This window comes from Pseudomonas sp. FSL W5-0299, assembly GCF_005930655.1.
Classification (GTDB): Bacteria; Pseudomonadota; Gammaproteobacteria; order Pseudomonadales; family Pseudomonadaceae; genus Aquipseudomonas; species Aquipseudomonas mandelii.
Genome location: NZ_RXHX01000054.1, coordinates 1 through 19,141 on the forward strand (window position 1 = coordinate 1; position 19,141 = coordinate 19,141).

Sequence of the window (19,141 nt, forward strand, 5' to 3'; positions counted from 1 at the left end):
TGCGTCCCCTTCGTCTAGTGGCCTAGGACACCGCCCTTTCACGGCGGTAACAGGGGTTCGAGTCCCCTAGGGGACGCCAGTTTTACAGAAGCGATGTTGCAAGATGTCGCTCCGCCGCGAGGCGAAAAATCCGGGGCTATAGCTCAGCTGGGAGAGCGCCTGCATGGCATGCAGGAGGTCAGCGGTTCGATCCCGCTTAGCTCCACCAATTTTACAGTTCAAGGTCTGGCCACACCGGCCTTGAATCGATCAGCTCTCAGCACTGATCAGTTGTATAGAAGGTTTTGCGTCCCCTTCGTCTAGTGGCCTAGGACACCGCCCTTTCACGGCGGTAACAGGGGTTCGAGTCCCCTAGGGGACGCCACGATTACCCGCTCTGCGGGATTTTATAAGGGTCATTCAATTATTGAATGGCCCTTTTGTTTGTCTGGCGTTTGGCCAAATCCCCCATTTCTTTCAAACTGTTCTTCAGACCAGCGGTCACATCCACGACTTGCGGAAAATTATTATGAGAATAATATTCTAGTCGTAATATTCGGAGGCAACGATGAACGATAAAAAAGCTCAAACCCGCGAACGCATTCTCAAGGCCGCCAGCGCAGCGCTGATTCAGCGCGGCCCGGCCGAACCGAGCGTGGGCGAAGTGATGGGCGCAGCCGGCCTGACGGTTGGCGGCTTCTATGCGCACTTCGAAAGCAAGGACGCCATGATGCTGGAAGCATTCAAGCAACTGCTCGGTCACCGCCGTGGCTTGATCGCCGACATGGACGCCGAATTGACCGGCGAAGAGCGTCGCGCGTTGGTGGCTGCGTTTTACCTGTCACGCAAACACCGTGATTCCTCGGATTCCGCGTGCCCGATCCCGGCGTCTGTCGGTGAGTTGGGTCGCCTGCCGGACGCGTTTCGCGTGGCGCTGAATGAGCATGTGGAAATGATGGTCGCGCAGTTGGCGGCCAGCCCGGAAGACACCGACAAAGCCCTGGCCGACATGGCCTTGATGGTCGGGGGTCTGGCTCTGGCTAGGGCGCTGGGGCCAGGAGAGTTGTCCGATCGATTGCTGCGCGCCGCCAAGTCGGCGGTGCTATGACCTGAAGGCATTGGCCTGAGGAGTGAGAGCGATGAGCACGTTGAAGTGGGTTCGTGGCGTTAATGGCACCTTGGGCTGGTTTGCACCGAAACTGGTCGCGAGCAAAATGCGACTGGCGTTCATGACGCCGCGAGAGCTTCCGCCGCGTGACTGGGAATTGCCGCTGCTGGCGAAATCCGAACGGATCACCTTGCGTTTCGGTCTCTCGGCGCTGCGCTGGGGGCAAGGTCCGGCCGTGTTGCTGATGCACGGTTGGGAAGGGCGGCCGACACAGTTTGCGAGTCTCATCACGGCGCTGGTCGATGCTGGCTACACCGTCGTAGCGCTCGACGGTCCTGCTCATGGTCGCTCACCGGGCAGTGAAGCCAACGTGGTGCTGTTTGCCCGGGCCATGCTCGAAGCGGCCGCCGAGTTGCCGCCGCTGCGAGCCGTCATTGGCCACTCCATGGGCGGCGCCAGTGCGATGCTCGCCGTGCAGTTGGGTTTGCGCACCGAAACCCTGGTCACCATCGCCGCACCGGCGCGGATTCTCGGGGTGTTGCGCGGTTTTGCCCGTTACGTGCGGCTGCCGCCCAAAGCGCGTTCGGCGTTTATTCGCCAGGTCGAGAAAGACGTCGGCATGCGCGCTGCAACGCTGGATGTTGCGCACTATCAGCTCGACATGCCGGGGCTGATCGTCCACGCCGAAGATGATTGCTTTGTTCCGGTCAAGGAGTCCCAGTTGATCAATGAGGCGTGGTTCGACAGCCGGCTGTTACGCCTGGAGGAGGGCGGGCATCAACGCGTGCTGGCCGATCCTCGGGTGATTGATGGCGTGTTATCACTGCTGGCTGGCCGCAGCCTGCAATCGCGCCAATCGGCCTGAGCATCCGTTACACTGCCCCGGTCGACATCATCTGACCGGGAGTGGGGCATGGGCTGGGATCGGGCAACGCCATTTATCATTGATCTGGAAGTCGGCGCCGAGGACATCGACGGGCTGGGGCACGCGAACAACGCGGTGTACGTGACCTGGCTCGAACGCTGCGCCTGGCGTCACTCGCAGCGGCTGGGGCTGGACCTGGTCGAGTATCGTCGGCTGGATCGGGCGATGGCGGTGGTGCGGCACGAGATCGATTACCTGGCCGCCGCCTATGAGGGCGATGAGTTGCAATTGGCGACCTGGATTGTCGATTGGGATCAGCGCCTGAAAATGACCCGCCACTTCCAGTTGAAGCGCCCCAGCGATAACACTACGTTGCTGCGCGCGCAAACCACTTTCGTCTGCATCGAACTGTCAACCGGCAAGCCCAAGCGCATGCCGGCCGAGTTCATCGAAGGCTACGGCCCGGCGTTGCAAGTTCCAGGTTGACGCGATCCAGTGGCGAGGGAGCTTGCTCCCGCTGGAGCGCGAAGCGGTCCCTTGCAATGGAGAGTGCCACGCACTCTAACGGGAGCAAGCTCCCTCGCCACAGAGGCAGATGCAAGTCTTTCGACAGAGAATCCAGTAAACTGCCGCACGTTTTTCGTTGAGTGTGTTTTTCATGCAAATTGCTTTGGCGCCCATGGAGGGGTTGGTCGACAACATCCTGCGGGACGTGCTGACCCGTGTGGGCGGTATCGATTGGTGCGTGACCGAGTTTATTCGGATCAACGATCAACTGCTCACGCCTGCCTATTACCACAAGTTCGGCCCGGAATTGTTGACCGGCGCCCGCACCGCGTCCGGCGTGCCGCTGCGGGTGCAGTTGCTCGGTTCCGATCCGGTGTGTCTGGCTGAAAACGCCGCGCTGGCCTGCGAGCTGGGTTCCGAGGTGATCGACCTGAACTTCGGCTGCCCGGCCAAGACTGTCAACAAGTCCCGTGGCGGCGCCGTCCTGCTGAAAGAACCTGAACTGCTCAACCAAATCGTTGAACACGTCCGCCGCGCTGTGCCGGCGCACATTCCGGTTACCGCGAAAATGCGCCTGGGCTTCGACAGCCCGGACGGTTCGCTGGTCTGCGCAACAGCGCTGGCCGAAGGCGGCGCGGCGCACATCGTGGTGCATGCGCGGACCAAAACCGACGGTTACAAGCCGCCTGCGCATTGGGAATGGATCCCCCGCGTGCAGGACGTGGTCAAGGTTCCAGTGTTCGCCAATGGCGACATCTGGAGCGTTGAAGATTGGCGCCGTTGCCGCGAAATCAGCGGCGTGGAAGACATCATGCTCGGTCGCGGCCTGGTGTCGCGTCCGGACCTGGCCCGGCAAATCGCAGCGGCGCGGGCCGGTGAAGCCGTGGTCGAGATGACGTGGGCCGAGTTGCTGCCTCTGATCCAGGACTTCTGGCTGCAAGCCAAGGCGCAGATGACTGCCCGCCAGTCGCCGGGTCGCTTGAAGCAATGGCTGGCGATGTTGACCCGCAATTATCCTGAGGCGGTGGAGCTGTTTACCGTGTTGCGTCGAGAGACCGAACTGGATCAAGTCTCGCGTTTGTTGGGGCTACAGGTGTCGGAAGCGGCCTGAAAAAAACGCAAAAAAATCTGAAAATAATCTCTTGAAAAGCAATCGGCGATCCCTATCTAGGGATTACGCGATGCCGAATTCGGGTCGCGGAGACAAAAAAACTTGCTGATCTGTTTTCAGGAGATTTGAATCATGAGTACTGCATTTTCGATGGCGCCCCTGTTCCGTTCCTCGGTGGGTTTCGACCGCTTCAATGACTTGTTCGAAACCGCCCTGCGCAACGAGCCAGGCAGCACCTACCCACCTTACAACGTTGAAAAGCACGGTGATGACCAATACCGCATCGTCGTGGCGGCCGCCGGGTTCCAGGAAGAAGACCTGGATCTGCAAGTGGAAAAAGGGGTGCTGACCATCAGTGGTGGCAAGCGTGACGCGAATGAAGACGTCACCTATCTGTACCAAGGCATCGCTCAGCGCGCCTTCAAACTGTCCTTCCGTCTGGCGGACCATATCGAAATCAAGGCTGCCGGACTGAGCAACGGTTTGTTGAGCATCGACCTGTTGCGGGTGATTCCGGAAGAGGCAAAAGCCAAACGCATCCCGATCAACGGGACGCAAAAACCCGCTCTGCAGTAACGAGTCAGAGCAATGAGAAGGGCGCCATTCGGCGCCCTTTTTTGTACCCGTTATTTGAGGAGTTTCTGGAACTCCTCCACCGGCAGCGGCCGACTGTGCAAATACCCCTGATAAAAATGGCACCCCAGCCCCTGCAAAAATTCCAGCTGCTCCGCCGTTTCCACCCCTTCGGCGATCACTTTCAGTTCCAGGCTGCGGGCCATGGCCACGATGGCGCGGATGATTTCGGCGTCGTTGGGGTCGGTGGTGGCATCGCGGATGAACGACTGATCGATTTTCAGCGTGTCGACCGGCAGGCGCTTGAGGTAGGTCAGCGAGGAGTAGCCGGTGCCGAAGTCGTCCATTGCAAAGCTCACGCCGAGTTTTTTCAGGCGGCGCATTTTGTTGATGGTGTCTTCCAGGTTCTGGATGACGATCCCTTCGGTGATTTCCAGTTTCAGCAACGAGCAGGGCAGGCCGTGGCTGCTGAGGCTGTATTCGATGCGTTCGACGAAGTCGTTTTGACGAAATTGCCTCGGGCTGATGTTCACGCACAGGCTGAAGCTGAGCGGGTTCACCAGGCCTTTGGCAACCAGCTTTTTGAAGGCCCCACAGGCTTCGTCGATGATCCACGTGCCCACTTCCAGAATCAGCCCGCTGTCCTCCAGCACCTTGATGAATTCGGTGGGCGATTGCGGGCCGAGTTCCGGGTGGTCCCAGCGCACCAGCGCTTCGGCGCCGACAATACGGTTGCCCCGAGCGTCAACCTGGGGTTGGTAATGCACATGAAACTCGCCCCGGGAAAGGGCCAGGCGCAAGTCGGTTTCCATGCGCAGGCGTTCACTGGCCGCCTTCTGCATGGTGTTGTGATACATCTGCGCCATGTTGCGGCCCGAGTCCTTGGCGCGGTAAAGCGCAATGTCGGCACGTTTGAGCAGGTCGGTCGGGGTCGAGCCGTGGTCGGGGATCAGCGCGATGCCGATGCTCGGTGTCACTTGCAGGCGCTGGCCGTCGAGGAACATCGGCTCCGACAACAGTTCACGCAACGTGTCCGCCAACTCCCGAACCTGGGCGCTGACTTCGTTGCGCGAGCCCTCAAGGCCGCTGAGCAGCACCACAAATTCATCGCCACCCAGGCGTGCCACGGTGTCTTCCATGCGCACGCTGGCTTCAAGCCGAGCCGTGATGATTTTCAGCACCGTGTCGCCCACCGGGTGACCCAGGGAATCGTTGATGTGCTTGAAATGATCGAGGTCCAGGAACAGCAGCGCACCGCGCAGGTTGTGGCGCTTGAGCAGGGCGATCTGCTGGCTCAGGCGATCCATCAACAGGGCGCGGTTCGGCAGGTTGGTCAGCGGGTCGTGGTAGGCCAGATGGCGAATCTGCGCTTCGGCATTTTTCAACAGGCTGACGTCTCGGCCAGTCAGCAACAGGCATGCGGTTTCGTTGAGGGTGATTGGCTCCACCGAGACTTCGACGGTCAGCAGTTCGCCGCGCTTGTTGCGGCCCAGCATTTCCTGGTGATGCACACGACCCTTAAGCTGCAACTCGGCCAGCAGCGCCGAGCGCTGTTTCTCTTCTGCCCAGATGCCGACTTGATACACCGTGCGGCCGACCACTTCGTCGGCGCGGTAACCGGTCAGGCGACAAAAACCATCGTTGACCTCCAGGTAGCGCCCGGTATCGCGTTCGGTGATGGTGATCGCGTCCGGGCTTGAGTGAAACGCCTTGGCAAACTTCTCTTCGCTGGCCTTGAGTGCCGCTTCGGAACGCTGTTGCTGGGTAATGTCGCGCAGGGTCGTGACGATGCACGGCTGGTCGCCCACGCTGATCTGCCGGCTGGAAATCACGCAGGTCAGGGCTTGCCCGTCTTTGTGTTGGGCGATGATCGCGACATTGTTCAGCCCCTGTTCGCGGATGACTTGTTCAATTCGTTGCAGGCTTTTCGCTGACGCGTCCCACAGGCCGATTTCGTCGGCCCTGCGGTCAATCACTTCGGCGGCGCTCCAGCCGAAGGTCTGGGTAAAGCTGGAGTTGATCTCGATGAACTGGCCAGTGTCCTGGCGCGTGACGCAGATCGGGTCCGGGCTGACTTGAAACAGCGTGGCGAATTTCTCTTCGGAGGCCACCAGCCGTTGTTCGCGCTCCACTTGATCGGTGATGTCCAGCAAGGTGCCGGCCATGCGCAGCGGTGCGCCGTTTTCATCGCGGTAGAGGCGGGCACGACTTTCCAGGTAGCGTGAACTGCCGTCCGGCAACTGCACGCGATAAGTCAGCTGATAATTGCCGGCCGGTCCTTCGCGCAGGCTGCGATAAGCGTCGCGCATGCTGCCGCGTTCTTCGTCGGGCACACCTTCGAAAAACGCGTCGAAGGACTCATGGAAGGGTATGGCCTCCAGCCCGTGCAACTGCGCGGCCCGCGCCGAGCCGTACAGCATGCCGCTGGGAATGTGCCAGTCCCAGGTGCCGAGTTGCGCCGAATCCAGGGCCAGGTCGAGGCGTTCCTGGCTGTCTTTCAGCGCGAGTTCGGCGGCCTTGCGTTCCGTGGTGTCGAGGAAAGTGCTCAGCAGGTAGGGCTGGCCTTCAAGTTCGACTTTCTGTGCGCTGAGGATGCCGTCGTGGATCTGGCCATTGCTGGCGCGAAACTGCACCTCCATGCTGGTCAGTTCGCCCTTGGCCTTGGTCGCCTTGACCAGCACGTCCCGTTGTTCCGGGTGCACCCAGAGGCCCAGTTCGACGGTGGTTCGGCCAATGGCGTCCTGCACCGGCCAGCCGAAGAGGCTTTCGAAATACTGATTGGCTTCGGTAATCAGGCCATCTTCCTGGCGGGTCAGCAGCACCATGTTCGGGCACAGGTGAAACAGCGTGGCAAAGCGTTTTTCCGAGCTGCTCAGGGCCTGTTCGCGCTGGCGCTGATGGGTGATTTCGCGAATGACCCCAATCATCCGTGGCCGACCGTCTTTGTCCGGAAGCAAGCTGCCGTTGATCTCCAGCCAGTGCAGGCTGCCGTCGGGCCAGCGGATGCGGTGGTGCATCGCCTGCTCCAGCGGGGCGCCGGCGATCACGGCATGAAAGGCGCGAATGGTTTTTGCCCGATCCTCCGGAGGCAGCAAGTCGAGGTATTCCAGATCGGTCGGCAACGGCTGTCGGGGATCGAAGCCGAACAACGCCTGGGTGCCCCGCGACCAGCTGATCTGTCCGCGCTCGATGTCCCAATACCAGGCGCCCAGGCGCGCGCCGTTGAGGGCGGCCAGCAACTGTGGTGCGCTTTCCCAGCTCTGCTCGGACCGTTTCGGGTCAAGCGCCTGTATACGTGGCATCGGCGGAATACGGTCAACAGATTTCGGCATTGGCAGGCCTTGGGCTGAATTGGGCGTTAGGCGCAGGGGTTCGCGGCTCTATGGCAGTAGCACACGTTAGCCTTGAATCCCTGGCAGATCGATTTGTGCATCCAGCAAGGCCATGAAGGCCCGTGCCGCATTCGACAGCGTCCGTTCGGTGTGCAGGATATAGCCTAGCTGGCGAGTCAGTTGTATGCCCGGCAAAGGTATTCGCGCAACTTGATCGTCGAGCATCGTTCGCGGCAAAACGCTCCAGGCCAGGCCGATCGAGACCATCATCTTGATGGTTTCCAGATAATTGGTGCTCATGGCGATGTTCGGCGTCAGTCCCTGAGCCTCGAACAGGCGCTGGACAATGTGATGAGTGAACGTGTTGCCGCCGGGAAACACCGCCGGATGCAGGGCAATGTCCGCCAGGCTGACTGGGCCGTTGCTGATCAGCGAATGCTCCGGGGCGACCACGAAATCCAGGGGGTCGTCCCACACCGGCGTGGCTTTGACCAAGGTATGAGGTTCCGGGGCGAGGGTGATCACCGCCAGTTCCGCGCGGCCATGGAGGATTTCCTCGTAGGCCACTTCCGAATCGAGAAACTGAATATCCAGCGCCACTTGTGGGTAGCGTCGGGTGAACTCCCTTAATAAGGGCGGTAAGCGGTGCAAGCCAATGTGGTGACTGGTGGCCAGCGTCAGGCGCCCGGTCACTTCGCCGGTCAGGTTGGTCAGGGCGCGGCGGGTGTCGTCCAGCACATTGAGAATCTGATAGGCCCGCGGCAACAGGGCGCGACCGGCCTCGGTCAGGCCGACTTCACGACCCAGTCGATCGAAAAGCCGCACCTTCAATTGCTGCTCCAGCCCGGCGATGCGCTTGCTGATCGCCGGTTGCGTCAGGTGCAGCCGTTCTCCCGCGCCGGAGAAGCTTCCGGTCTCGGCAATGGCGATGAAAGCATTGAGATTAGCCAGGTCCATTGCGGTATTCCAGTTGGTTATCCAAAGCATGAAAAATATGAATTTGAGTTATTTAATGTAACCCCCTAGGATCGACCTCACAAGCCAAAGGGTTATACAAACGGCCCGGGGCATAGAAACAAGCTGATGAGGAAACCGTCTGATGGCCGGCAAAACGCTCTACGACAAGCTCTGGGATTCGCATTTGGTCAAGCAGCGCGACGATGGCTCTGCCTTGATCTACATTGATCGTCACATCATTCACGAAGTGACCTCGCCGCAAGCCTTTGAAGGCCTGCGTCTGGCCGGGCGCAAGCCTTGGCGCATCGATGCCAACATCGCGACCCCGGACCACAACGTACCGACCACCCCGGAACGCAAGGGCGGCATCGAAGCCATTGCCGACCAGGTCTCGCGTTTGCAGGTCCAGACCCTCGATGACAACTGTGACGAATACGGCATCGTCGAGTTCAAGATGAACGACGTGCGCCAAGGCATCGTCCACGTCATCGGCCCGGAACAGGGCGCAACCTTGCCGGGCATGACCGTTGTTTGCGGCGACTCCCACACCTCGACCCACGGCGCGTTTGGCGCGTTGGCTCACGGTATCGGCACGTCCGAGGTCGAGCACGTGCTCGCCACCCAGTGCCTGGTCGCCAAGAAAATGAAGAATATGCGGGTGTCGGTCGAAGGGAAATTGCCGTTCGGCGTGACCGCCAAGGACATCGTTCTCGCGGTCATTGGCAAGATCGGCACTGCCGGCGGTAACGGCCATGCCATCGAGTTCGCCGGTAGTGCGATTCGTGATCTGTCGGTCGAAGGCCGCATGACCATTTGCAACATGTCCATCGAGGCTGGCGCTCGCGTAGGACTGGTCGCCGCTGACGAAAAAACCGTCGCCTACGTGAAGGGCCGTCCATTCGCTCCGAAAGGCGCGGAATGGGACTTGGCCGTCGAAGCGTGGAAAGACCTGGTGACTGATGAAGACGCCACGTTCGACACCGTCGTCGAGCTCGACGCCACCCAGATCAAGCCACAAGTCAGCTGGGGCACTTCGCCTGAGATGGTGTTGGCCGTGGATCAGAACGTGCCGGACCCTGCGAAGGAAATGGACCTGGTCAAGCGCGGCTCCATCGAACGCGCCTTGAAATACATGGGTTTGACTGCCAATCAGGCAATTACCGACATTCAGCTGGACCGCGTGTTCATCGGTTCCTGCACCAACTCGCGGATCGAAGATTTGCGTGCTGCCGCCGTGATCGCCAAAGGTCGCAAAGTCGCTTCGACCATCAAGCAGGCCATCGTGGTGCCGGGCTCGGGTCTGGTGAAGGCCCAGGCTGAATCGGAAGGCCTGGACAAGATTTTCCTCGACGCCGGTTTCGAATGGCGTGAGCCGGGTTGCTCAATGTGCCTGGCGATGAACCCGGACCGTTTGGAGTCGGGCGAGCATTGCGCCTCGACCTCCAACCGCAATTTCGAAGGCCGTCAGGGCGCCGGTGGCCGTACCCACCTCGTGAGCCCGGCCATGGCCGCCGCCGCCGCGGTGAACGGTCGTTTCGTCGACGTCCGTGAATTGATCTAAAGGAGCGCAGCATGAAAGCTTTTACCCAGCACACTGGTCTTGTCGCGCCTCTGGATCGTGCCAACGTCGACACCGACCAGATCATCCCGAAGCAATTCTTGAAGTCGATCAAGCGCACGGGTTTCGGCCCAAACCTGTTCGATGAGTGGCGCTACCTGGATGTCGGGCAGCCTTATCAGGACAACTCCAAGCGCCCGTTGAACAAGGACTTCGTCCTCAACGCCGAGCGTTATCAAGGCGCCAGCGTGTTGCTGGCCCGCGAAAACTTCGGTTGCGGTTCCAGTCGTGAACATGCGCCGTGGGCGCTGGAGGAATACGGTTTCCGCAGCATCATCGCGCCGAGCTACGCCGACATCTTCTTCAACAACAGCTTCAAGAACGGCTTGCTGCCGATCATCTTGAGCGACGCTGAAGTGGATGAGCTGTTCCAGCAGGTGGAAGTGACCCCGGGTTATCAGTTGCAGGTCGATTTGCAGGCCCAGACCGTTACCCGTCCGGATGGCAAGGTGTTGAGCTTTGAAATTGACGCCTTCCGTAAGCATTGCCTGCTCAACGGTCTGGACGATATCGGTCTGACGTTGATGGACCATGAAGCGATTGCGACGTTTGAAGCCAAGCACCGGGCGAGCCAGCCTTGGTTGTTTCGCGACGCGTAAGTTTGCGTAAGGCGTGATGACGCCTTCGCGGGCAAGCCTCGCTCTTACGGCTGAAATACGTCTCCCTGTAGGAGCGAGGCTCGCCCGCGAAGAGGCCCGCCCAGACAACACAAGGCTAAACCCCAAAAGGAAGTCCCCCATGACCCGCACCGCCCAGCACAACCAGGTAGTCCAAAAGCAATTCGGTGAACAGGCCTCGGCCTATCTGAGCAGCGCCGTACACGCTCAAGGCACCGAATTTGCGCTGCTACAGGCCGAACTGGCCGGGCAGGGCGATGCTCGGGTGCTGGACCTGGGGTGTGGCGCTGGTCACGTCAGTTTTCACGTGGCGTCGCTGGTCAAGGAAGTGGTGGCCTACGATTTGTCCCAGCAGATGCTCGACGTGGTTACCGTCGCCGCTGTGGACCGTGGTTTGAGCAATGTGACCACGGTCAACGGTGCCGCCGAGCGCCTGCCGTTTGCCGATGGTGAGTTCGACTTCGTCTTCAGTCGTTACTCGGCGCACCATTGGAGCGACCTCGGCCTGGCCCTGCGCGAAGTCCGGCGGGTGCTGAAGCCGGGTGGGGTGGCGGCGTTCATCGACGTGTTGTCACCGGGCAGTCCGTTGTTTGACACTTACCTGCAAAGCGTCGAAGTGCTGCGCGACACCAGCCATGTGCGCGATTATTCCGCCGGCGAGTGGTTGCGTCAGGTCAGCGAAGCGGGGTTGCATACCCGTAGCACTACGCGTCAACGGTTGCGGCTGGAGTACAACTCCTGGGTCGAACGCATGCGCACGCCAGAAGTGATGCGCGCGGCGATCCGCGAGTTGCAGCAGTCGATGGGCAATGAAGTGCGCGAATATTTTGAGATTGAGGCCGATGGTTCGTTCAGTACCGATGTGCTGGTGCTGATGGCCGAACGATAGAATTTTTCCGGGTGTGCTCAAGGGCGCACCGACTGATGACATGAGGAAAGCATGAGCAAGCAGATTCTGATTCTCCCAGGTGATGGTATTGGCCCGGAAATCATGGCCGAAGCGGTCAAGGTGCTGGAGCTGGCCAACGACAAGTACAGCCTGGGCTTCGAGCTGAGCCACGACCTGATCGGCGGCGCCGCCATCGACAAGCACGGCGTGCCATTGGCCGACGAAACCCTCGACCGTGCACGCGCAGCCGACGCTGTGCTGCTGGGCGCCGTGGGCGGCCCGAAATGGGACACCATCGAGCGTGACATCCGCCCTGAGCGCGGCCTGCTGAAGATTCGTGCGCAACTGGGCCTGTTTGGCAACCTGCGCCCGGCGATCCTCTACCCGCAACTGGCCGAGGCATCGAGCCTGAAGCCTGAAATCGTTTCGGGCCTGGACATCCTGATCGTCCGTGAACTGACCGGCGGCATCTATTTCGGCGCGCCACGCGGCACCCGCACCCTGGACAACGGCGAGCGTCAGGCTTACGACACGCTGCCGTACAGCGAAAGCGAAATCCGCCGCATCGCCCGTGTCGGTTTCGACATGGCCATGGTGCGCGGCAAGAAGCTGTGCTCGGTGGACAAGGCCAACGTGCTGGCTTCGAGCCAACTGTGGCGCGAAATCGTCGAGCAAGTGGCCAAGGATTACCCGGAAGTCGAACTGAGCCACATGTACGTCGACAACGCCGCCATGCAGCTGGTGCGTGCGCCGAAGCAATTCGACGTGATCGTTACCGAGAATATGTTCGGCGACATTCTGTCTGACCAGGCATCGATGCTCACCGGTTCCATCGGCATGCTGCCGTCGGCATCCCTGGATACCAACAACAAGGGCATGTACGAGCCTTGCCACGGTTCGGCGCCAGACATCGCTGGCAAAGGCATTGCCAACCCGTTGGCGACCATTCTGTCGGTGTCGATGATGCTGCGTTACAGCTTCAATCTGCAGGACGCGGCCGATGCCATCGAGAAAGCCGTCAGTCTGGTATTGGATCAGGGGCTGCGCACGGGCGACATCTGGTCGGCCGGTTGCACTAAAGTCGGTACGCAGGAAATGGGCGACGCAGTAGTCGCCGCGCTGCGGAATCTGTAATCTCTCGGGCCCGCTGCCACTTTCACTCTTGAAAGCAGCGGCCCACTTTTTAAAGAAGGTGTAGTTGCGATGAAACGTGTAGGTCTGATCGGTTGGCGCGGTATGGTCGGTTCCGTGCTCATGCAGCGGATGCTGGAAGAGCAGGATTTCGATCTTATTGAGCCGGTGTTTTTCACCACTTCCAATGTCGGTGGCCAAGGCCCGTCCGTGGGCAAGGACATTGCTCCGCTCAAGGACGCTTACAGCATTGAAGAGCTGAAAACCCTCGACGTGATTCTGACCTGCCAGGGTGGCGACTACACCAGCGAAGTATTCCCGAAGCTGCGCGAAGCCGGCTGGCAGGGTTACTGGATCGACGCTGCTTCCAGCCTGCGCATGCAGGATGACGCGGTGATCGTGCTGGACCCGGTGAACCGCAAGGTCATCGACCAGCAGCTCGACGCGGGCACCAAGAACTACATCGGCGGCAACTGCACCGTCAGCCTGATGCTGATGGGCCTGGGCGGCCTGTTCGAAGCCGGTCTGGTCGAGTGGATGAGCGCCATGACTTATCAGGCGGCCTCCGGTGCCGGCGCGCAGAACATGCGTGAACTGATCAAGCAAATGGGCGCGACCCACGCCGCTGTCGCCGATCAACTGGCCGACCCGGCCAGCGCCATCCTCGACATCGACCGCCGTGTGGCCGAAGCCATGCGCAGCGACGCGTACCCGACCGAAAACTTCGGCGTTCCGCTGGCCGGCAGCCTGATCCCGTGGATCGACAAGGAGCTGCCGAACGGTCAGAGCCGCGAAGAATGGAAGGCCCAGGCCGAGACCAACAAGATCCTCGGTCGCTTCAAGAGCCCGATCCCGGTGGATGGCATCTGCGTGCGCATCGGCGCCATGCGCTGCCACAGCCAGGCGCTGACCATCAAGCTGAACAAAGACGTGCCGATCGCCGACATCGAAGGGCTGATCAGCCAGCACAACCCTTGGGTCAAACTGGTGCCGAACAATCGCGAAGCCAGCATTCAGGAACTGAGCCCGACGAAAGTCACCGGCACCCTGAACGTGCCGGTTGGCCGTCTGCGCAAGCTGAACATGGGCACGCAGTACGTCGGCGCGTTTACCGTCGGCGACCAACTGCTGTGGGGCGCGGCCGAACCGCTGCGTCGCATGCTGCGGATCCTGCTTGAGCGTTGATCGATTGAAGTAATCAAAGAACCCGCGCCTTGAAAGAGGTGCGGGTTTTTTTTGGGAAGGTATGTCGTCAGGAAGGGCCTCTTCGCGGGCAAGCCTCGCTTCTACGGGTTGTGTGTCGGTCGCGAAATCTTGAAACAACCGCGATACCTGTAGGAGCGAGGCTTGCCCGCGAAGAAGCCGGCGCATACACCACAAAACCCCAGCCGAATTGCCTGCGCGCCACCCACCCGGTAAAGTGCCGCTCCCCCCGTTTCGCCAGAGGTAGAACCATGAGCCAGTCCTTTGATATTGCCGTGATCGGCGCCACCGGTACTGTCGGCGAAACGCTCGTGCAGATTCTCGAAGAACGCGACTTCCCGGTCGGCAACCTCCATTTGCTGGCCAGCAGCGAATCCGCCGGGCATTCGGTGCCGTTTCGCGGCAAGAACGTGCGGGTGCGTGAAGTCGACGAATTCGATTTCAGCAAGGTTCAGCTGGTGTTTTTCGCTGCCGGGCCGGCAGTGACCCTGAGTTTTGCCTCGCGCGCGACCGCTGCCGGTTGTTCGTTGATCGACCTGTCCGGCGCTTTGCCGGCCAATCAGGCGCCGCAAGTGGTGCCGGAAGCCAACGCCGACGTCTTGGCCGGTTTGAAAAAACCGTTTCAGGTCAGCAGCCCAAGCCCGTCGGCCACCACGCTGGCCGTGGTGCTGGCGCCGTTGCTGGGTTTGCTCGACCTGCAACGCATCAACCTGACCGCCTGCCTGGCCGTTTCCGCCCAGGGGCGCGAAGCCGTGACCGAGCTGGCCCGGCAGACCGCCGAGCTTCTCAATGTGCGTCCGCTGGAGCCGACTTTCTTTGATCGGCAGATGGCTTTCAACCTGTTGGCTCAGGTCGGCAAGCCTGATGAGCAGGGTCATACGCTGCTGGAAAAACGCCTGGTGCGTGAGCTGCGTCAGGTCATGGCGCTGCCTTTATTAAAGATTTCTGTCACTTGCATTCAAGCCCCGGTGTTTTTTGGCGATAGCTTTAGCGTGACCTTGCAGTCAGCGAGCGCTGTGGACCTGGCGAAAGTCAACGCGGCGCTGGAAGACGCACCGGGTATCGAACTGGTGGAAGCCGGCGATTACCCGACGGCAGTAGGCGATGCAGTAGGGCAGGACGTGGTCTACGTTGGTCGGGTTCGCGCCGGAATCGACGACCCGTCGGAACTTAATTTGTGGCTGACGTCAGATAACGTGCGTAAGGGCGCTGCGCTCAATGCTGTGCAGGTGGCTGAATTGTTGATAAAAGACCTGCTGTAAAAGATACTTGGCAACAATTTTTCGAATGAGTCCAGTCGAGCGCTATGCTTGGCCGGATTGCTGATGGCGAGCCACTCTTCGGGGCTTTCCGGGGCATTTATGAAATGATCGCGCGTGACGACCCTTCGTCGCCGCGCGCAATGCCTTACGGCAGCGGCTATCAACACCTTCTCGCTGGCCGAGGAATGTTCAAACAAAGGATGAGGCTATGGTTCAAGTTCGCAAACTGGTGTTAGCAATAGCGGCCGCCTCGGCGCTGTCCTCCGGTATGGCGCATGCCCTCGGGCTCGGGGAATTGACCCTGAAGTCGACGCTGAACCAACCTCTGGTGGCGGAAATCGAGCTGCTCGACGTCAAGGACCTCACCGCCGCAGAAGTGGTGCCGAGCCTGGCGTCACCCGAAGATTTCGCCAAGGCCGGTGTCGATCGCCAGGCGTTTCTCAACGACCTGACCTTCACGCCCGTGCTCAATGCCAGCGGCAAAAGTATCCTGCGTGTAACGTCCAGCAAACCACTGTCCGAACCCATGGTGAAATTCCTGGTTCAGGTGATGTGGCCCAACGGTCGTTTGCTGCGCGATTACAGCGTGCTGCTCGATCCTTCCAAATTCTCCCCGCAGACCGCTGAAGCGGCTGCGCAGCCTGCGCCGACCGAAACGGTCACTGCGCCGGTGACCGGTGCCACCCAGCCGTCCCAATACACCACCACGCCGCGCGATACCCTGTGGGAAATCGCCGCGAAGGCGCGTAATGGCGGTTCGGTCCAGCAAACCATGCTGGCCATCCAGGCGCTGAACCCGGATGCCTTCATCGACGGCAACATCAACCGGCTGAAAACCGGTCAGGTGCTGCGCTTGCCGGATCAGGCGCAGAGCACCAGCCTGCCGCAACCCAAGGCAATCGCTGAAGTCGCTGCCCAGAACACTGCATGGCGCCAGGGTCGTCGTTATGTGGCGAAGCCCGGCACCGGGCAGCAGCAACTCGATGCCACCAAGCGTGGCCGCGCTGACGCAGCTCCATCGCAAACGGCGAAAGACAACCTGAGCCTGGTTTCTGCCGAAACCGGCAAGGGCAAAGGCGCTGCAGGTGATGCCAAAGCCTTGAACAACAAACTGGCGGTGACCCAGGAAAGCCTCGACACGACCCGTCGTGACAACGCTGAACTGAAAAGCCGCATGACCGATCTGCAAAGTCAGCTGGATAAGCTGCAGCGCCTGATCGAGCTGAAGAACAATCAACTGGCCAAGTTGCAGGCTGAAGGCGCAGCGGGAGCGTCGGCTTCGACTCCAGCGACGACCCCGCCGGCAATGTCTGCTGAACTGGCCGCGAACCCTGCGGCAGCACCGACTGAAGTGGTTCCTGCTCCGGAAACGTCTGCGCCTGAGACTGCTCCTGCACCCGTGCCTGCCGAGCCGCCAATCGAGCCGACACCGGAAGCTTCCGACGAGCAGAAATTCAACGAACTGCTGACCAATCCGGTCCTGCTGGGTCTGGTAGGCGGTGGGGCAGTGGTTCTGCTGCTTCTGCTGCTGTTGCTGGCGCGTCGCCGCAAGGCCCAGCAAGAAGCCGAGAAACACCTGCGCATGGCGCGTGCCCTGGAAGAAGAGAAGGAATTCTCTGCCGAGCAGGACCTGCCAGAAAGCAGCTTCGAAGGTTTGGAAGTTCCGCCGCCGAGCGTGAAACTCGCTACCGCGCCGATTCCAACGCCACCACCTGCGCCAGCGCCTGCTCCAGCTCCAGCCCCGGATGTAATGACGACGCCGATCGCCGCGCCGCTGGTGTCGCCAGCGGCCGAGCGCAATGACGACGTACTGACCAAGGCTCAGTCGCACATTGCCGCCGGTCGTCTGAACCAGGCCGCTGCGTTGCTCGAAGACGGCATCAAGCAAGAGCCACAGCGCAGCGACCTGCGTCTGAAACTGATGGAAGTCTACGGTCAGCAGGGCGATCGCGATGCATTTGTTGCCCAGGAGCGTCAGTTGGTCGCCAACGGTGACAACTTCGCCCAGGTCGAGCAGCTTAAAAGCCGCTTCCCGGCAATGGCTATCGCGGCTGCCGGTGGTCTTGCTGCCGCCGCCCTCGCTGCCGAGCTGGACGCGCAGTACGTCAAGGACCTGTTGCTGGACGAGCCGCAAGCACCGGCCGATGACCTGGACAGTGCCTTCGACCTGAGCCTGGATGACCTGGAAGCCGCGTCACCCGCAGTGGTCACGCCAGAGCCGGAAGCTGCGGCTGACCTTGACGAGTTTCCGCTGGACGATGACCTGAGCTTTGAATCGGTATTGAAGGAACAGACCGAAATCAAGGAAAACCTCGACGACCTGTCGGACTTCGATCTGGACATGGATTTGGGCGGCGACCCATCGCCGGCCATCCTCGCTGAAGATGACTTCCTGCTGGATCTGGACGAAGGCGTGAAGGACCTGCCTGCGGAGCCTGTAAAACCTGAAGTGCCTCAGGACGATCTGGAGCTGCCGGCCGATTTCGACCTGTCGCTGGCTGATGAAATGGATGCCGCCCCGGCCGAGCCTGAGGTCAAGGACGCCTTTGCCGCTGAACTGGATGACGTCAACGCCGAGCTGGATCGTTTGTCCCAGAGCATGAGTGAGCCGACCTTTACTGCAGAAGACGCTATGGCTTCTGCGGCGGACGAGCCGGACTTCGACTTCCTCTCCGGCACCGATGAAGTCGCCACCAAACTCGATCTGGCCCAGGCCTACATCGACATGGGTGACAACGACGGTGCTCGGGACATCCTCAATGAGGTTGTGGCCGAGGGGAATGCTGGCCAGAAGAGCGAGGCCAAGGAGATGCTTTCGCATCTGGCTTGAGTGATCGGTAGGCAATAAACAGAACGGCAGCCCATTGAGGCTGCCGTTTTTGTTTCAGCGGTGGTCCGAGGGCGTCTGTCAGGCCGCCATCGCGAGCAGGTTCGCTCCCACAAGGTTTTGTGGCGGTCACATAACCTGAGAACACCCCCGAAACACTATGGGGGCGGGCTTGGCCGCGAAAGGGCTCCAACATTCAATATCGTACTTTCTGTTGTGCTGGTATCCCCGCCGGACAGCTTTATAATGCCCGCCTTTGCGCACATCAGCAGGCTGTGACTCCTTGGCAAATATAGATAACCCGGCTGCCGAAATGGCGGCCGACGGCTTTTTCCGGATCGCGTTGGGCGTTGAATACAAAGGCTCGCGTTATCGCGGCTGGCAGCGCCAGGCCTCCGGTGTGCTCACTGTGCAGGAAACCCTCGAAAAGGCCTTATCCAAAGTCGCCGACTCACCGGTGTCGCTGCTCTGCGCCGGGCGCACTGACGCGGGCGTGCATGCGTGCGGCCAAGTGGTGCATTTCGATACGCAGGTCGAGCGTTCGATGAAGGCCTGGGTCATGGGCGCCAACATCAACTTGCCCCACGACGTCAGTGTCAGCTGGGCCAAGGTCATGCCGGCGCATTTTCATGCGCGCTTCAAGGCCATCGCCCGCCGTTATCGGTATGTGATCTACAACGATCAGATCCGCCCGGCGCACCTCAACGAAGAAATCACCTGGAACCACCGTCCGCTCGATGTCGAGCGCATGGCCGAGGCCGCCCAGTACCTGGTCGGTACCCATGATTTCAGCGCATTCCGCGCCGGTCAGTGCCAGGCCAAATCGCCGATCAAGGAACTGCATCACCTGCGTGTCACGCGCCACGGCAAGATGATCGTCCTGGATATCCGCGCCAGCGCCTTCCTGCACCACATGGTGCGCAACATCGCCGGTGTCTTGATGACCATCGGTGCCGGCGAGCGGCCGGTGGAGTGGATGAAGGAAGTGCTGGAGAGCCGGATCCGTCGTTCTGGCGGGGTGACGGCGCATCCTTACGGCCTGTATCTGGTGCAGGTCGAGTATCGCGACGAGTTCCAATTGCCTGAGCGTTACATCGGCCCACACTTCCTCACCGGCTTCTCTGAACTTGACGGCTGACGCCCTCGAACGCATTTGTTACCA

The 19,141-nt window shown here is 60.5% G+C and carries 15 protein-coding genes and 3 tRNA genes; 16 read left to right on the forward strand and 2 right to left on the reverse strand.

The features are described from left to right. Positions 1-3: 3 nt before the first annotated feature. From FHL16_RS31905 to FHL16_RS31940, 8 genes are all read left to right on the forward strand, one after another. Positions 4-79, forward strand: a tRNA-Glu gene (locus FHL16_RS31905). A gap of 53 nt (positions 80-132) precedes the next feature. Continuing rightward, positions 133-208: transfer RNA gene (locus FHL16_RS31910), tRNA-Ala, on the forward strand. Between the two features lie 80 nt (positions 209-288). Continuing rightward, positions 289-364: transfer RNA gene (locus tag FHL16_RS31915), tRNA-Glu, on the forward strand. A 183-nt stretch (positions 365-547) separates the two neighbouring features. Continuing rightward, entirely contained in the window at positions 548-1,087 is a 540-nt protein-coding gene (locus tag FHL16_RS31920) for a TetR/AcrR family transcriptional regulator (RefSeq protein WP_008151286.1), read from the forward strand. Positions 1,088-1,118: 31 nt separating this feature from the next. Then, positions 1,119-1,952 (forward strand): alpha/beta fold hydrolase, encoded by an 834-nt coding sequence (locus FHL16_RS31925; protein ID WP_010456049.1) that lies wholly within the window; start codon positions 1,119-1,121, stop codon positions 1,950-1,952. Positions 1,953-2,000: 48 nt separating this feature from the next. After that, the gene (locus FHL16_RS31930) at positions 2,001-2,438 is read left to right on the forward strand and encodes an acyl-CoA thioesterase (protein ID WP_010456048.1); all 438 of its coding nucleotides are present in this window, start codon (positions 2,001-2,003) and stop codon (positions 2,436-2,438) included. 172 nt (positions 2,439-2,610) lie between these two features. After that, the gene (locus tag FHL16_RS31935) at positions 2,611-3,570 is read left to right on the forward strand and encodes a tRNA dihydrouridine synthase (RefSeq protein WP_010456047.1); all 960 of its coding nucleotides are present in this window, start codon (positions 2,611-2,613) and stop codon (positions 3,568-3,570) included. Positions 3,571-3,702: 132 nt separating this feature from the next. Next, a complete protein-coding gene (locus FHL16_RS31940; protein ID WP_010456046.1) occupies positions 3,703-4,146 on the forward strand; it encodes an Hsp20 family protein in 444 nt (147 codons plus the stop codon). Between the two features lie 50 nt (positions 4,147-4,196). Here FHL16_RS31940 and FHL16_RS31945 read toward each other — a convergent pair whose 3' ends face one another. Both FHL16_RS31945 and FHL16_RS31950 read right to left on the reverse strand, forming a co-directional pair. Further along, a complete protein-coding gene (locus FHL16_RS31945; protein ID WP_077750381.1) occupies positions 4,197-7,475 on the reverse strand; it encodes a PAS domain S-box protein in 3,279 nt (1,092 codons plus the stop codon). 66 nt (positions 7,476-7,541) lie between these two features. Next, positions 7,542-8,432, reverse strand: a complete 891-nt coding sequence (locus tag FHL16_RS31950) for a LysR family transcriptional regulator (protein ID WP_010456044.1) — start codon at positions 8,430-8,432, stop codon at positions 7,542-7,544. A gap of 142 nt (positions 8,433-8,574) precedes the next feature. Between FHL16_RS31950 and leuC the strand changes: the two genes are divergently transcribed. From leuC to truA, 8 genes are all read left to right on the forward strand, one after another. After that, positions 8,575-9,993 carry a 3-isopropylmalate dehydratase large subunit gene (leuC, locus tag FHL16_RS31955; protein ID WP_010456043.1) on the forward strand — a complete coding sequence of 473 codons (1,419 nt, stop codon included), beginning with the start codon at positions 8,575-8,577 and terminating at the stop codon, positions 9,991-9,993. 11 nt (positions 9,994-10,004) lie between these two features. Then, entirely contained in the window at positions 10,005-10,649 is a 645-nt protein-coding gene (gene leuD, locus FHL16_RS31960; RefSeq protein ID WP_010456042.1) for a 3-isopropylmalate dehydratase small subunit, read from the forward strand. Between the two features lie 139 nt (positions 10,650-10,788). Continuing rightward, complete coding sequence (locus FHL16_RS31965; RefSeq protein ID WP_077750382.1) at positions 10,789-11,556, forward strand: class I SAM-dependent methyltransferase; 768 nt, start codon at positions 10,789-10,791, stop codon at positions 11,554-11,556. Positions 11,557-11,607: 51 nt separating this feature from the next. Further along, positions 11,608-12,690, forward strand: coding sequence for a 3-isopropylmalate dehydrogenase (gene leuB / locus FHL16_RS31970; protein ID WP_077750383.1), 1,083 nt, complete (start codon positions 11,608-11,610; stop codon positions 12,688-12,690). 69 nt (positions 12,691-12,759) lie between these two features. Continuing rightward, the gene (gene asd, locus FHL16_RS31975) at positions 12,760-13,872 is read left to right on the forward strand and encodes an aspartate-semialdehyde dehydrogenase (RefSeq protein WP_054052925.1); all 1,113 of its coding nucleotides are present in this window, start codon (positions 12,760-12,762) and stop codon (positions 13,870-13,872) included. A gap of 269 nt (positions 13,873-14,141) precedes the next feature. Beyond that, complete coding sequence (locus tag FHL16_RS31980; RefSeq protein ID WP_010456038.1) at positions 14,142-15,152, forward strand: aspartate-semialdehyde dehydrogenase; 1,011 nt, start codon at positions 14,142-14,144, stop codon at positions 15,150-15,152. Between the two features lie 208 nt (positions 15,153-15,360). Next, on the forward strand, positions 15,361-17,982 hold the full coding sequence (locus FHL16_RS31985) for a FimV/HubP family polar landmark protein (RefSeq protein WP_077750384.1): 2,622 nt from the start codon (positions 15,361-15,363) through the stop codon (positions 17,980-17,982). A gap of 310 nt (positions 17,983-18,292) precedes the next feature. Then, positions 18,293-19,117 carry a tRNA pseudouridine(38-40) synthase TruA gene (gene truA / locus FHL16_RS31990; RefSeq protein WP_077750385.1) on the forward strand — a complete coding sequence of 275 codons (825 nt, stop codon included), beginning with the start codon at positions 18,293-18,295 and terminating at the stop codon, positions 19,115-19,117. Positions 19,118-19,141 lie beyond the last annotated feature (24 nt).